Origin of the sequence: Bradyrhizobium sp. Pha-3 (assembly GCF_042258325.1) — a bacterium.
GTDB lineage: Bacteria > Pseudomonadota > Alphaproteobacteria > Rhizobiales > Xanthobacteraceae > Bradyrhizobium > Bradyrhizobium elkanii.
On record NZ_CP170151.1, the window covers coordinates 2,126,712 to 2,141,577 of the forward strand.

Here is a 14,866-nt window from a genome sequence, read left to right on the forward strand (position 1 = left end):
TGCTGGGTTCGATGCTGCCGAGTCGATTCCGTGGCAAATCACAACCGACCTCAGGCTTCAAATTGGCCTATAGTCCGAAAGTGAGAACGAATGAAGTTCGAATCCACCAACTGGGTGCGTCAACAATCGGGCACTGCGGGCCCGCAAGAGAGCTCACCGGCTCCGTCCACAGATGCGGCGGCCTTTGAGCAGCAGCTGAGCGAGATCGCTGTCCCGTCTGCTCCCGTGCTCATGCAGGTCCGCGCCCATCAAGCGGAGGCATCGCGATCTGAGGCGAATGCCGGAACGGATGAGGCGGTGCTGGGCGCCGCAGCGCTCCAGACCGCTCAGTCAAATTGGGTCTTGGTAGGTCGCAGCAAGGAGCCGCTTTATGCTAAGGATGCGCGCCTTGTTTCCGGCCTTAAGCAGGCGCTCCTGGGAGCTGCCGAGAGCACCGCCACGAGCTACGTCGGTTATCTGCTCAGCTTGAGCCGCTGGCTCTTTGCAAAGGACAAGCCGGGCATTGCTGATCGGCTTCATGACGAGTCGATGGACAAGGATGTCGAGGAGTTCATAACCAAAGGTGGGACGGCGAACGTCCGTTGGGCACTAGCTCGTCTGCGGACCTCTCAATTGACGGGGGGAGTCGTACCGATCGCAGGCCGCCCTGACCTCACTCCTTATCCCAGGGATGGACTTCTCATCAAAGAATACAGACAGCAAGCGGTGGCGGCCGGAACTTCAAGTACCGCCAAAACCTATGCATCCATTCTCACGGATTTCAGCCACTACCTTCGTGCAAACAACAAGCCTGGCATTGCTGCTCGGCTTCAGGACGAGAAATGGAACGAGGACGAACCGCTCAATGAAGAGATCAAGCGCTACAAGGACGCCGGGGGTAACAAAAGTATCGGCGCGGCACTTGATCATCTGCGTAATGGAGCGAGAAAACTCAACGGTCCGCCTTTTCATCCCGAAGACGCGCCCTTGATTTCCGGACTTCAAGAAGCACTCGTTAAGGCTGGGTACGAGGAGATCACCGTTAAGACGAATTATGTTCGTCCTCTTCGCAGATTCAGCCAGTGGCTCTTTGCAAAAAACGAGCCGGGAGTGGCTGCTCGGCTTAACGACGAATCGCTCAGCAGCGACGCTGCGATCTTCGATCAAGGTCGCAGGCACCTCGTTCTTACCGCACTAGATCGTCTCCGCGCCTCTCAGTCGCCGGGCGGAGTCGCGTCAATCATTGCCCGGGCAGGGGGCATTGAGGCCGCGGCTAAGCAGGGCGCGTCGCAGCCCGCCTTCAGTTGGCCAGCGGCACTCGCTGAGGGGGATGATCGAGATTTATTCTATGGGACGGTCGACGAGGCCGGTGCATCGTCGTGTCTTCAGCCACCGCGGCATGGCCCGGCATTGAATCCTACAGAGTCCCCTCATCCCGTGAACTGGCGCCATCAGGACGACGAGCTAACGGATGAGCGTTACCGCAACATCCTCATGCCAGGCGAGCAGATTCCCATCATGCGGTCGAGCGGGCACCCATCTACGCCGCCTCCGCACAGTCAAGGCGGTGGAACGATGCTGAATGCCTCGGCGCTACCGCCCGGCCATGCAAAATTGGTTTTCGCAGGTAGCAGCCTAGATCCTGTTTATTGCGAAGATGCCTCTCTTATTGAGGGGCTGAGGCCGGCACTCATCAAAGCTGGGGCCTCCGAGAGCACGGTCGGTCGCAATCTACGTGGTCTTTTCAGCTTGGGGCATTGGCTCGTGAAGAACGACAAGCCGGGCATTGCTTCCCGGCTTTACGACAAGTCGCTGGACAAGGATGCCCAGGAGTTCGCCGAGAAGGAGGAGCAGGCCATCGCTGCCCCACTGGATTATCTTCGAGCCTCCCAATCGCCGGGCGGCATCACGCCGTTTGCAAGCCGGGTAGAGCAGAATCCCTATCCCCAGGATGCGGATCTCATCAAAAGGTACAAGGAAGAAGCACCCCCGAGCACCGCCAACACCGCCAGGAGCTATGCAACTCTTCTTATCGATTTCAGTGATTACCTCCGTGAAAACGATAAGCCCGGCATTGCTGCTCGGCTTGGCCACGGCTCGCTGGATAAAGATGTCAATCGGTATAAGGAGGTGGACCCCCATAGCCGCAGTAAAGCCGGAGCCGCACTGGCTCATCTCCTGAAGTCGCCGGCGGGTGCTACAGCGATCGAACTCCTGCGTCATATTCGCCCCCTGCCTGATCTCGAAGACGCGGTTCGCGCCGAGATGAAGCCGACCCTCTCCGCGGCTGCGCAGCACAGCGGGTCGAACGGAGCTGTCAGCTGGCCGAAGATTCTGCCTGCGAACCAGCAGGATCTGCCTTTAGAGACGATGGACGGACCCAGCCCCTCGCCGCCTCCGCAGGGCGACGCGGTTGAGCGGCCGCTGATGCAGATCCCATCCCATCAACTGGCGACGTCACCAGCGCAGAGACAAGCTCCGGCGTCGTCGCCGGACGAGCTGATCGGCGAGCAGCTTCCGGCCGAAGACGCGGAACTCTTGACGAGGTTTCGCGTGCACGCCGAGAGGCGCAAGCTTACCCCAGGGGCCATCAACAACAATGTTTCCGGACTTGGGACTTTTGTCCGCTGGGTTAACGCAAGTCATCGGGGCCCTGTAGCTTCTCGGCTGCGAGACGGTTCATCGCTCGATGAGGAAATAGCGAAGTACAGGAGCTTGGGCCGTGACCCCCAGAACCGCATTAGGTCGGCTGTGGACGTTCTCCGGCGGCTGCTGCGTGGGGGGGAAGAAGTCGAAGCACCCGAACCCCGCGTCCTCGGTGCCCCCCGTCGCCTAGTTCCTCATCCAGAAGATGCGCCCCTCATCGAGGGCGCGCTGAGCCAAGCTCTGAAAGATCTTAAAACTCCGACTGCGAAGCTGAGGCAGTCCGCGCAACAGCGGGCGAGGCGTCTTCGTGCGCTGAGTGCGTGGCTGAGAGGAAATGGCAAAGGGAGCATCATCGGGCGGCTAAACGGCTCCAGCAGGCAGCAGGTATCCCTCGACAATGACGTAGTAGCATTCCAATGGACTGGAGGCAGAGTACACGGTCCCGATCTGTCGCATCTTCGCAGCTACTTGAAACTCGTCGAGGCGAACCGAGAGCTGGGGCTGCCAGGCCCTGAGCAGCCGAGCTCGCCGGCCGCGCAGGGCGATCGGTTTTCCGGCTCTTCGCGGGATCTTCCCTCAGCGCCGGCCAGCCTAAGCGCTGGAGCTTGGGTTTGGTTGAGTGAACAGCTGCAAGAACCAGGATCACCATCCAGGCCCGCGTCAAATGCTAAGGGCAGGCTTGAGCCATTTGTTGATCTGAATGCGCCACCGCCGTCCGAGTTGCGCGAGGATGCTCAGTTTGCGCCAGCCGATCCTTCCAGGGTTCGCTCAGACACCTACGCTGGTCTTGAGCCATTTGTTGATCTGAATGCGCCAACGCCCTCCGACTTGCGGGACGATGCTCAGTTTGCGCCAGCCGATCCTTCCAGGGTTTGCTCAGACACCTACGCTGGTCTTGAGCCATTTGTTGATCTGAATGCGCCAACGCCGTCCGAGTTGCGGGACGATGCTCACTTTGCGCCAGCTGATCCTGCCAGGGTTCGCTCAGACACCTACGCTGGTCTTGAGCCATTTGTTGATCTGAATGCGCCAACGCCGTCCGAGTTGCGGGACGATGCTCACTTTGCGCCAGCTGATCCTGCCAAGGTTCGCTCAGACACCTACGCTGGTCTTGAGCCATTTGTTGATCTGAATGCGCCAACGCCGTCCGAGTTGCGCGACGATGCTCACTTTGCGCCAGCTGATCCTGCCAGGGTTCGCTCAGACACCTACGCTGGTTCTGTATCATTTGTTGGTCGGGATGCGCCCAGACCGCAGGTGATTGATCTAAATCCGCCCACGCTGCCGGAGCTGCGTGATGATGCTCGTTCTGCGCCTTTCCCGCGCACATCCGCCGATGCTCAAATCGGGGCTATGGATCCGACAGCCTCCTCCTACGGCCGCAGTAGACTAGAGCTCGGTGCCAAGGAATGGCTGGGCGACAAGCATATCAACAGGGATTACGAGCTCCTAGCGGAGGAGTTGCGGCGGAGCCGTCCGGAACTCGCCGCCCTGACGCAGTTCGTGGACCCCCTGATAGCTCACTATCGACTGCGCTTCGGCGCCGAGCCCGACATGCTCCGCGCGTTGAAGCGCATCGGCTACGATCCAAATGGTAATGGTCCCGACTTCCTGTTCCTGCCAGTGAACGACGCTATGGATCCTAATCGCCCCGGCACGCATTGGTCGCTGCTGCTCCTTGATTGCCACACGCAAGGAGAGCCGGTTGCCTATCACTACGACTCCGTCCGGGGACACAACCACGAGGCGGCAGCGCAGCTCGCACGACGGCTGCGTGCCCGCCTGGAGTCACCCAGCATGGCCCAGCAGCGGAACAGCTATGATTGCGGCGTCTTTGTGGTGGACGGCACGCGGGCGCTGGTTCGACGATTGGCCCAAGGAGAGCGGCCAGCGCACGAGCCGCTGCACCTTGACAACCTCGTCGCCAATCGGCGGTCCCTCCAGATTCGACTGGCTCATCCCGGCTTGGGCTAATGGAGCTGGCTGGAGTGGCTCTCCCGGACACTACACCGGGGGGCTCGCCCAAGCGAGCCGCCTGTTTGGCCGCGGAAGCCGAAGCCCAGGGGGCCTTGCTGATCGAGAAGCTCAAACTCACGATCAAGAAGCTCCGCCACGAGCAGTTCGGACAGTCCTCCGAGCGACGCGCATTGCTGGAGCAGCTCGAGCTAAAGCTCGCCAAGGTGGAGGAGACCGCGGCGCAAGCTAGAGCATTCGCCGATCATGTTGCAGCGTATCCTGCGGCGATGAAGTAGTTGCGGCATTCGGTTGCTGTGAAGCGATCAATGATGCCACCTTCGCGGTCCAGAGGCCTTCGACGGTTCGTTTTGCGCCCTGACGCAAGAGCGCTTTGAGCTTGGCGAAGGCATTCTCGATCGGATTGAAGTCAGACGTACGCATCCGGCGACGGCCCTGGTCAGGTCGCTTTGGGCGGATCGCCGATTGCGATTAGGCGGCGTGAGCGATGCGCGGAGGGCGCCAGTTCCAAGGCAGGAGTTCGTGGATATGCCTGGAGGGATGATCTGGCAGGCGGGCCAGTAGGGAATCGAACCTTTGACGGCGGTCTGAGGCCTCTATCAAGGTCCATCTCCCCGTGCGGAACTCACAGCCGCCTTGATCGCGCTTGCGACACGCGCCACATCGGTGCGCTTCAAGCCGGCGACGTTGATGCGGCCAGATGTCGGCATGTAGATGCCGTGCTTTTCCCTTAGTTTCAGCACCTCGGTCTGTGAGAGGGGCAGAATGGAAAACATGCCCTCTTGCGAGCCGATGGCGACGGCATTCGACCATCTTCCTCCCAATGCGTCGACGAAAGATTTTCGCAACGCGAGGAGGCGATGACGCATCGATTCCAACTCTTCACGCCAGTCCCGGCATAGTTCGGGGGAGCTGAGGATGGTCTTCACGATTGCGGCGCCGTGATCGGGCGGCATTGAGTAGCTGGCGCGGGCGATAGCAACAAGATTGGACCGAGCAGTCTCTGAAGCTGATTGCAAAGACGCGACCGCAAACACCGCACCCGTACGCTCGCGATATAGTCCAAATGATTTCGAGCAGGACACCGCGACAAGCGCCTCTGGAACGGCAGAAATTGTCGAACGAAGCGCGGCGACGTCTCCGTCGAGCCCGGCACCGAAACCCTGATAGGCAAGATCAATCAACGGCGTAAGTCCGCGCGCAGCGATCATCGCGGTGATCCGACGCCAGTCGTCCGCCGTCAGCACAGCGCCGCTCGGGTTGTGACAACAAGCATGGAGCAAAACTGCGTCGCCGGGCTCGGCCTGGTGTAGTGCATTCATCATGCTGTCAACTAGAATGGTCTGCGAGGCAACATCAAAGAATGGATAAGTCTCGACCGAGAGACCGGCACCCGAGAAAATTCCTGCATGATTTGGCCAACTCGGTTGACCTAGCCAGATCTTACCCTGTCCGGTCCCGCGAATCAGATCGGCAGCGAGCCGCAAAGCACCCGAGCCACCGGGTGTCTGCACACCAGAGGCGTGGATGGTTGCCGTATGCCCGCCAACCAACGACCACAGCAAATCAAGGAATGTTTGATCACCCTCCGGCGCCACGTACGCCTTAGTGTTCTGGGTCTCGCAAATCAGGTGCTCCGCAGCCTTTACGGCACGAAAGATCGGCGAATGACCGGCCTCGTCGCGATAGACGCCGACCCCAAGGTCGATCTTGTCTGGTCGGGGATCTGCGTCAAAGAGCCCAATCAGCGCAAGCAGGGGATCGTTGGGTTTACGGCTTAATGTTTCAAACATTGTCGGCTTTCTTGATCGAGCGGAAACCGGCCGCATTTGACCGGATGGTTGGCTGCGTTCAGAAGTCAGAGAGTCGCGGCGCAAAGTCACGCGTCATAGTCGCGCGTACTCCTTGGCGCGACGTCCGTTTTGCAGGACGAAGTTTTCGAGTTCTGGCCGCCCAGCGCCCGCGCACGACAACGGTCCCGGCTTGCGACGGGCTGGGTCGCGATGGCCCACCACGCATCAGTTCGGGTTCAAGGTGTTGCCAAATCGAATCGCTGCCGAAATCGGAAGCTTCCGCAGCTCGGGATGGCTCTGCCCGCGATGGCGCGGGTGCGATCTCCTGCCAAATCCGATCCTGGTCGTAATCGGGGGCTTCGGCCAGCGCCTGCAATGCGCTCGGCTCATGCTCAAAGCCCGCTGAATCGGAGGACCGTGGTGCGTCGGGCCGTGGGCTCGTGTTCGCTGGGTCTGTTGGGTTGAAATCCATGCTGTCTATCCTCTCAAATGACTGAGCCGCGCGAGCCCTCGTTCGACGAAGGTCGTTCGCGTTGCGACCTGCGGAAAACTATTTCAAAGGCTCGCGTTGAGCGCCGGCCTCCGAGTTACGGCCAAATGGTGCCAAGCACGCTTCCGGTCGAGCATCGAGTACCCCGAAAGGTGCACGTCCACTGCGTTCACTGGACGGCATCGCCGTCTAGGCATCCGCGCTTTCATGGTGTGGCGCTCAGCTTTCCAGAAGCTGACGGGCAGATGGATTTAGGCCGATAGGACAAGACTGATTTTCGTCGTAAACTGCGCAGTGCCACGGTGAGTAGGCCGGGGAACTCTTGCCACCGGCACCGGGTCACCGGAGGCGGTCGTCCCGCCCCCGGTTTCCAGAACGTGGCGTATGGATTTACCGTACCGACGCTCTTCGACAGTTGGGTCACAGCACTGCAAGCGCCTGCAGCTCCCCACAAGGGAGGCGTAGCCTTCCGCCACTGGCATGCACGGCGCCGATATCAGTATGTTGCACTCGATCGATTGTAAGAATCGATTTGTTGCACACTTCAATCCCTGATCGCCGCGTAACTAGCCTCGGCATCCTAGAAGAGGTGCCGTTCGCGTTTTAGATTTCATTTCGCGGAGGTTGCGCCTCCTCGTAATCACCGATCTTGCGTAGCCCAGAGTGCCTTCCAAAAGCAAAGCCGGAGTGTCAAACGCCATCCGAAACTGCTCCCTCATATTGCCTTAGATGAGAATGTTACCGAAGCGCACCCTGGTGTCTTCTGGATCGCGTGACGCGAGTCGGAGCAAGCCGCTCGCGAAGCGCGCCCTCCAGATCGCCCGGAGCGAGCGGCTTGCGGTGATTCGGCGAAAGAACCTGTCGGCATTAGATAGTAAGAGACGAAGCTTGGACCGATAGTTTGATCTCTGTGCTGCTGATGAGCTGTCGAGCGGAATTTGATCGCCAGTTCTTCACCAATCGCTGCACCGTACGCCGCTGATGGCGGCCGAACCGACCGGGCGCATGCGCTTGCAGGCGGGTGAGAAGATCGACCGCGGACAAGTGCGGAGCCGCGGTGAGCCATTCCTCAATGATGGCCCCGTGGGTCGGTCAAAATCCCCCGGGTATGGTCACTTGAAACTCCCCCACCTGATGATCGCCGTCAGCGCCGCTGAACAGCGGTAGCGGTCAGGCAGGACGTTTATTTTCGGTCCCTTTAGTCTAGCCAGCAAGGGACCGGGGAGTTGAACGTCTTGAAGCCACACCTGCAAAGCACGGTATTTACGCTACTCGATCGCAACGCCAGCCAGCGCGAGATCCACAGGTTGACGGGGGTCGATCGCAAGACGATCCGGCGTTACCGGGCGCTGCGGGCTGGTGCGGAGGCAAATTCCCCCGGGGAAGTGACCACCGGCCCGGTGAGCGAGGACGGCCAAATTCCTCCACCCCGACCACCGGCTTTTGGGGCATCGGAAGCGACGGTCAGCAGCAGCCTGGCCCGCTCGGCCTGCGAACCGCATCGGACGTGGATCGAAGGACAGGTCCGCCTGAAGCGGAATGCGCAGGCGATTTACCAGGACCTGGTCGATCAATTTGGCTTTCCGTCCAGCTACCAGAGCGTCAAGCGGTTTGTCCGCACGTTGCGCCACAGCGATCCCGAGCAGTTTGATCGACTTGAGTTCCTCCCCGGCGAGGAGGCTCAAGTCGACTATGGCGAGGGCGCTCTGACGATCGATCCCAGGAGCGGCCGGTACCGCCGCCCCCGCCTGTTCGTGATGACGCTGCGCTACTCGCGGCGCAGCTTCCGGCGAGTGGTCTGGCAATCCAGCCAGCAAGTCTGGGCGCAGCTTCACGAAGAAGCGTTCCGGTATTTTGGCGGCGTTGTCAGATATGTCGTGCTCGACAATCTGAAGGAAGGTGTCCTCAAGCCCGATCTGTACGAGCCCGAGCTCAACCCGATTTACAGCGCGATGCTGGCTCATTACGCCGTGGTCGCCGATCCCGCGCGGGTGGCCGACCCCAATCGGAAAGGATGCGTCGAGAATGCGATTCAACATACCCAGGGCACCGCGCTGGCTGGACGGCGCTTCGAGACACTGGAAGCGCAGAACGAGTTCTTGCGGCATTGGGAGGAGAACTGGGCTTCCAGGCGCATCCACGGCAGCACGCGCCGTCAGGTCGAGGCCATGTTCCAGGAGGAGAAGCCGCACCTGCGGCCGCTGCCTGTCGCGCCCCTCCGCATCTTCACCGAGGTCGTTCGGACCGTCTGCGACGACACCACCGTACGCGTCGACAACAGCTATTACGCCGCGCGACCCGCGCCCATCGGCAGCCAGGTCGTTGTGCGGATCTACGCCTCCATGATCGAGATCCGTGATCGCCACACCCGTGCGCTGCTGCGTGTTCATTCCAGGATGACGCACCCCGGTTCTGTCGTCCTGCCAACCAACGAACGGCCGTTCAATCCGTCGCGGCAAACCGCCGTGTTGCTGGCGAGCGCCGAGCGCATCGGGCCGCAGACCAAGGCGTTGTGCCAGCAGGTGTTCGACACCGAGGGACGTCCCGGACAGCGCGCGATGTGGGGCATTGTCGGGCTGAGCCGGAAGTATCCGGCGCGGCTGGTCGAGCAAGCCTGCGCGCACGCCATCGACAACCGCATCTACCGCTACAAGCACGTGCGTGCGACCGTCGAGCGGTTGTTCGAACAGGCGATCGAGCAGGTTGGAGCGACGCCACAACCGGCATCGCCGCTCACCCAGGATCATCCGCTGATCCGTGCCCCGGCCGAATACGGCGATCTCTTCAGCCGTGCCGTGCGGCACGATGCCGGCGACAATGGCCGGCAGGCCGAGGCTCACGACAGCCACGCTCGTGTCGCCTGCGCAACCCCGGCCAGCTCCGGCGCCACGAGCGCTCCCGCTGCATCTTCTCACCTCAAACTGGAGACCCAGCCACATGATGACCATGCCGGAAATTGAGCGTTGCCTGCGACAGCTGCGCCTGTCGGGCGTCCGCGACACGCTGCAGACGCGCGTGCTGCAGGCGCAGGGCGCCAACCAGCCATTCCTCGAGACCTTCTCCCTGATCCTGCAGGACGAACTCGACCGTCGTCAGTCCCGCCTCATCGAGCGCCGCTACCAGCAATCCGGGCTCGACGAAAAGCTGACGCTCGCCGAGTTCGACTGGTCCTTCAATCCCAAATTGCCGCGCCAAACCTGCTTCCAGCTCCACACCCTGGCGTTCATTGCCGCTGGCGAGAACGCGCTGCTTGTCGGCAAACCTGGCACCGGGAAGTCCTACATCGCCAAGGCGATTGCCTATCAGGCAATCCTGCAAAGCCACAAGATCCAGTATCTTGAGACCGACGACTTCTTCCACCGCTACGCCATGAACTCCCCGGCACAACGCGAGGTCCGGCTGCGAACCATCATCGACTGCGATCTCCTCGTGCTGGACGATCTGTTCCTCGCACGCGCCATCCCTGACGACGCCGGCGCATTGCTGCAGACCCTGATCCATCAGCGCTACAAACTGCGCCGCAGCGTCATCGTCACCTCCAATCGCGTCGTGCAAGACTGGGGGACATACCTGGGGGACAACACCATGAGCACGACGATCCTCGATCGCCTGATGCATCATTGCCATCTGCTTGAGTTCGACGGACGCAGCTATCGGCTCAAAGAGGCCGCTGAAGCCCTTGCCCGGGAGACAATGTCAAACTAACAATCACCATGTCCTGCCTCGCGGGTGGAGGAATTTGACTGACCTCACCCGGAGGAATTTGAAGTGACCCGCGGGGATGGGAATGTAGGGGTCGAGCATCGATGGCCGACGTGGCACAGGTTTGCGCCGCACGTAGCGGCGCCGATGAATACCCCGCTGCTCACCCTGTTTCCAACATCGCCGAGCTCGCGGGCAAAGCCCGCCAAGTCGCTTTGCACCGGCGCGACAGCCATCGTTAGCTTTCCAGCCCGTTGATCAACGCGCTTGCGCAGCTCATTTTGAGCATCCCGCGTCTGTGCCAGCAATGCCACCGGATCAGGCGTGCGGTAAATTTCCCGCAGCCGACGTTTGAGTGCCTCATCGAGCCGCGGGTGGACCAATGCTCCCTATGGGAGTCGAATCGGTTGATGTTGGATGACGTCGCCTCTTCAAGACCTCTTACAAATAGAATATCAAAGGCCTTCTCGAATTGCTCTTCTTGCCCGGTGGCTTGCTCGTCATACTGAATGTGAGGTGCGGGTACTTCTTTCATCTTCGCATCATCCGCTTGAAAAGATCGGCCGCGAGACGTCGGAAGATGCTAGATATGCACGAAATACCTCGCGCGAACACGACTTGTATGATGGCTATCAGATCCTGCAGTATCATCTCAAGCAAATGCGGTACAGATCGTACGTAGATCCATCTGGCTCAACGGGACCGAGTCTTCTCTGAGAAGCTCCAACGATACGCCTGCGCTATCAAGATCGACCTTTGAGCTGTCGATTCCGCGTATATTTATTTCTTGCAGGCTAAGTGGACTTCGCAGTGCCATTGCCCTCGGCGCTGCTGCCTTGGCGGCGGCCCTGTCGTGCTCTCTACACAGCAGGCCGCTCGCCTACTCGACGCCGATGCTGAAGGGGCAGATTGGCGGGAAGTTGCGCGCGTTGTTCGCCGCGAGCCTCACAGCGGTGCGCAGCGCCCGCAGGACCGTCGCCACGCACCACTTCGGCCACGTCGTCCGGTTCGCGCTGGCGAAATTCTTCGCGATCACCACGCCACCCAATTCGATGTCGCGCTGGCGATACGCGGAATGGAGCTGAACATCGCGGGCGCGTCGCACGGCTTTTTTGCCGCTGTCGCGCCTGGACGGACTCAAAGAAAACGGCCCCGGCGGGGCGGGCCAGGGCCGTCAACTTGGAAGGTGCGTCAGCCAAGTGGGGTCAAGGAAGACGCGAAAACAGTTGTAGCGATCAACCGACCTCATGTTCAACTATATCAAGGTTTAGAGCTGGTGTAGAGCCGTAAGCCTCCTGTGCCGGCCGGCCTGCCGTCCTTCCTCAGGCGGCGTGATGGAGAGCCCTGTCGACGTGCTTCTTGACTTGCCCGCGCATGTCTGTCGTAACCCTCTGGCCGAGCTCCCACAATTCCTTGTTCTGGTCGAAGGCCTTGCGGGCTCGCTCGGTGGACAAGGTCAAGACCTCGGACGCCGATCCGCTGCCAAGCAGATGGGCGAACAAATCGAACGCGAAGGCGGTATTGGCGTGAGAGATTTCGAGCACCTTGAGCCCGTAATCGGTCGCGACGCCCGCGTTGCGCGAGTACGTTTCGCTCAACGCCTCGGTCATCTGTTCAGAGGCTGTGCGCGCTCGAGCAAAGCTCTCCACAGCTAGATCGCCGACCACTCCGGGCAATGCGATCTTCGAGAAACCCAACAACGGCATTCCGAAGATGTTCGTGCCGTTCACCGTGACTTTCATTTCACTTTCACTCAAGGCGCAGTCCCCTTCTCGCGCGAAAGCATCGCTCGCAACGCTTGCATGCGTCACGACAGCGCTGACGCTCCGTGTTAGATTCTGAGTTTTGGGTGAGCTTCGATCCCGCCCCGACACTATTCTGCGGGACGAAGGCGCCACTGTCGGTTCGGTTTGCGACTCTCGCGGAGAATTTCTTGAAATTGTCAAATCAAGCCAACGTATATTTATGGAGAGTGTTGTGCATAACGTGCGTGCTGTGAGCAGCGGAAGGCTCCTGTATCGGCGTGAGGTTGTGCGAAGTATCGTGAGCGTCACGAGAGGAGCACTGGTGCCCGGGCTTGACTTGCGCGGAATGCTCTGGATAGCCCGGTCGGGATGATTGACGCTGCCGGCGCGCGGTGATGGGGTGATCCCGGTTTGGAGCGGGTAACGGGGATCAGAATGACCAGCGAGTCGCAGCTGCGCGAGAAGCTTCGGAAGATCGAGGCGTTGTTCGCGGGTGCAGGAACTGCTGGTGAGCGCTTGGCAGCGGAAGCCGCGCTGCAGCGGGTGCGTGCCCGGGTCGAGGAGCTCGCTCGCCACGATCCACCGATCGAGCAACAATTATCACTTCCTGACCAATGGTCGCGGCAGCTGTTTCTGGCACTTTGCCGCCGATACGGGCTGCGGCCGTTTCGTTACCGCCGCCAGCGACGCAACACGGTGATGATCCGCGCGTCACGGGGCTTCGTTGACAAGGTTCTGCTGCCGGAGTTCACCGAGCTGGAGAGGGCGCTGCAAGTCTATCTGCACGAGGTGACGCTGCGCGTGATCCGCGAAGAGATTTATGACGACACCAGCGACGCGCAGGAAGTTCCCGACGCCCTCCCGTCAAATTGATCAGGCAGCGAGCTTTGTCTCCAGAGCATCGCGCTCGGCCTTCCATGTCCACGGCAGCAATGTGTGCAGCTGATTGATCTTGGTGCGTCCGGAGACGATGCGCTCGAGAACGTCGGTCAGATAATGCCGTGGGTCGATATCTTGCAGCTTTGCCGAGTTGATGAGCGACGCGAGAATGGCCCATGTCTCGGCGCCGCCTTCGCTGCCCGCGAACAAATGGTTCTTCTTTCCAAGCCCTATCGGCTTGATGGTGCGCTCGACCGTATTGTTGTCTATTTCAATGCGTCCGTCATCGATGAAGCGCGTCAGGCCTTCCCAATGGTTTAGGGTGTAGCGGATGGCCTTGCCAAGGCCAGACTTCTTCGAGACTTCCAGCAGCCGCGCCTCGAGCCAGGGCTTGAAGTCCTCGATCAGCGGTCTGGTGTCAGTTTGCCGAACCGCAGCCCGCTGCGCCGCCGGCAGACCACGGATGCGGTCTTCGACGGCATAGAACATCGCAATCCGTTGCAGCGCTTCCGCGGCAATCGGCGACTTCGTCGCGACGTGAACGTCCCAGAACTTCCGCCGCGCATGCGCAAAGCAGAATGCCAGTTGCACCAGATGGCCGCCGTTCTTGATCAGACCCTTGTAGGCGGCATAGCCGTCAACCTGCAGAATGCCCCGGTAGTCTCCGAACAGCTGTTTGGCGCGGATCGCCTTGCGATCCTCGGCGAACACGTAGACCACCGCCGGCGGTGCCGGGCCGCCCCACGGCCGGTCATCGGTGGCGATCGCCCAGAACTGGCAGATCCTGGTCCTGCCACGGCCGGGATCAAGAACCGGCAGCGGTGTCTCATCGGCAAACAGCCGCGGGAAGGAGATCACCGTGTCGCGCAACAGCGCGTGAAGCGGCCTCAGCCACCAGGCGACGCGGCCCATCCACGAAGCCAGCGTCTGACGGTCGAGCGCGATGCCCTGCGCGGCAAACATCTGTTCCTGGCGATATAACGGCAGCTGGTAACCGTATTTCATCACCGCGATGTGAGCCAGCAAGGCTTCCGTCACCATCCCGCCCTCGACCGCCTGGGCCGGCGCGGCCGCCTGCAGCACACCCTGGCGGCACCCCCGGCAGCCATAGCGTGGGCGCATGATGCGCTTGACCCGGTACTGCATCGGAACGACATCGAAGGCTTCCTTGACGGTCTCCCCGATCCTGTGCAGCCGTTCGCCACAACAAGGACAGATGTCAGTCTCGACGTCGATCACGACATCAATGCGCGGCAGATGCTCCGGAAGCCTCCCCCGGTTGCGTCGCGCCGGTTGCTTTCCACGAGCCTCGGATCTGTCGGGCAGCTTGGCCCCGGGCGCATCATCATTGCCGGCCGCAGAAGCCGCCTGCGCCGCAATGGTGAAGAGAGACTGCTGTCCGGAATCCAGTGTCTCGGAGCGGGGACCGAAGATCGTGCGCTTGTACTGCGACAGGATCACCAGGAGCTTGTCGTTCTCCTGGATCGCAGCATCGCGCTGGGCGATCGCCGCATCACGTTCGGTCGCCAGCGTGCTACATTCCGCCGACAACACCGCAAGCCGTGACGACAACGCCATCACGGTTTGCTGGAGCAATGCTGGATCAGAAGGCAAATCAATCATGCAGCGTGTTTCTACTACAGCTCTGCATGAATGAC

Annotated in this window: 10 protein-coding genes and 1 pseudogene; 5 read left to right on the forward strand and 6 right to left on the reverse strand. The window is 60.7% G+C overall.

The window, feature by feature from the left end; translation table 11 throughout:
• Positions 1–90: 90 nt before the first annotated feature.
• Together ACE10X_RS10140 and ACE10X_RS10145 are read left to right on the forward strand one after the other, a co-directional pair.
• Positions 91–4,599: a Ulp1 family isopeptidase gene (locus ACE10X_RS10140; protein ID WP_245164072.1), complete on the forward strand. Its 4,509-nt coding sequence runs from the start codon at positions 91–93 to the stop codon at positions 4,597–4,599.
• 65 nt (positions 4,600–4,664) lie between these two features.
• Complete coding sequence (locus tag ACE10X_RS10145; RefSeq protein WP_157183419.1) at positions 4,665–4,877, forward strand: hypothetical protein; 213 nt, start codon at positions 4,665–4,667, stop codon at positions 4,875–4,877.
• Here ACE10X_RS10145 and ACE10X_RS10150 read toward each other — a convergent pair.
• Positions 4,844–5,010, reverse strand: a pseudogene (locus tag ACE10X_RS10150) (IS630 family transposase); the annotation flags it as partial. The gene ACE10X_RS10145 and the pseudogene ACE10X_RS10150 sit on opposite strands and share 34 nt — an antisense overlap.
• Before the next feature lie 188 nt (positions 5,011–5,198).
• Complete coding sequence (locus ACE10X_RS10155) at positions 5,199–6,392, reverse strand: amino acid aminotransferase (RefSeq protein ID WP_028344434.1); 1,194 nt, start codon at positions 6,390–6,392, stop codon at positions 5,199–5,201.
• A gap of 1,716 nt (positions 6,393–8,108) precedes the next feature.
• Here ACE10X_RS10155 and istA point away from each other — a divergent pair.
• Both istA and istB read left to right on the forward strand, forming a co-directional pair.
• Positions 8,109–9,842: an IS21 family transposase gene (gene istA, locus ACE10X_RS10160; protein WP_209946074.1), complete on the forward strand. Its 1,734-nt coding sequence runs from the start codon at positions 8,109–8,111 to the stop codon at positions 9,840–9,842.
• Positions 9,820–10,587 carry an IS21-like element IS1631 family helper ATPase IstB gene (istB, locus tag ACE10X_RS10165; protein WP_209946072.1) on the forward strand — a complete coding sequence of 256 codons (768 nt, stop codon included), beginning with the start codon at positions 9,820–9,822 and terminating at the stop codon, positions 10,585–10,587. The genes istA and istB overlap by 23 nt, the downstream gene beginning before the upstream one ends.
• A gap of 235 nt (positions 10,588–10,822) precedes the next feature.
• On the opposite strand, the gene ACE10X_RS10170 is transcribed toward istB, so the two are convergent.
• The 3 genes from ACE10X_RS10170 to ACE10X_RS10180 form a co-directional block, all read right to left on the reverse strand.
• Positions 10,823–11,119, reverse strand: coding sequence for a hypothetical protein (locus tag ACE10X_RS10170; RefSeq protein WP_209946070.1), 297 nt, complete (start codon positions 11,117–11,119; stop codon positions 10,823–10,825).
• 345 nt (positions 11,120–11,464) lie between these two features.
• Positions 11,465–11,689, reverse strand: a complete 225-nt coding sequence (locus tag ACE10X_RS10175) for a hypothetical protein (RefSeq protein ID WP_026192343.1) — start codon at positions 11,687–11,689, stop codon at positions 11,465–11,467.
• 217 nt (positions 11,690–11,906) lie between these two features.
• Complete coding sequence (locus tag ACE10X_RS10180) at positions 11,907–12,326, reverse strand: phasin family protein (protein ID WP_240536945.1); 420 nt, start codon at positions 12,324–12,326, stop codon at positions 11,907–11,909.
• 438 nt (positions 12,327–12,764) lie between these two features.
• Between ACE10X_RS10180 and ACE10X_RS10185 the strand changes: the two genes are divergently transcribed.
• Positions 12,765–13,202 carry a hypothetical protein gene (locus ACE10X_RS10185; protein WP_018270227.1) on the forward strand — a complete coding sequence of 146 codons (438 nt, stop codon included), beginning with the start codon at positions 12,765–12,767 and terminating at the stop codon, positions 13,200–13,202.
• On the opposite strand, the gene ACE10X_RS10190 is transcribed toward ACE10X_RS10185, so the two are convergent.
• On the reverse strand, positions 13,203–14,786 hold the full coding sequence (locus ACE10X_RS10190) for an IS66 family transposase (RefSeq protein WP_018270228.1): 1,584 nt from the start codon (positions 14,784–14,786) through the stop codon (positions 13,203–13,205).
• Between the last annotated feature and the right edge of the window lie 80 nt (positions 14,787–14,866).

Excerpts from the sequence above, each read along its gene's own strand:
- ACE10X_RS10140 (WP_245164072.1), top strand. The coding sequence starts at position 91 with ATGAAGTTCGAATCCACCAACTGGGTGCGTCAACAATCGGGCACTGCG.
- ACE10X_RS10155 (WP_028344434.1), bottom strand. The coding sequence starts at position 6,392 with ATGTTTGAAACATTAAGCCGTAAACCCAACGATCCCCTGCTTGCGCTG.
- istB (WP_209946072.1), top strand. The coding sequence starts at position 9,820 with ATGATGACCATGCCGGAAATTGAGCGTTGCCTGCGACAGCTGCGCCTG.
- ACE10X_RS10170 (WP_209946070.1), bottom strand. The coding sequence starts at position 11,119 with ATGAAAGAAGTACCCGCACCTCACATTCAGTATGACGAGCAAGCCACC.
- ACE10X_RS10180 (WP_240536945.1), bottom strand. The coding sequence starts at position 12,326 with ATGAAAGTCACGGTGAACGGCACGAACATCTTCGGAATGCCGTTGTTG.
- ACE10X_RS10185 (WP_018270227.1), top strand. The coding sequence starts at position 12,765 with ATGACCAGCGAGTCGCAGCTGCGCGAGAAGCTTCGGAAGATCGAGGCG.
- ACE10X_RS10190 (WP_018270228.1), bottom strand. The coding sequence starts at position 14,786 with ATGGCGTTGTCGTCACGGCTTGCGGTGTTGTCGGCGGAATGTAGCACG.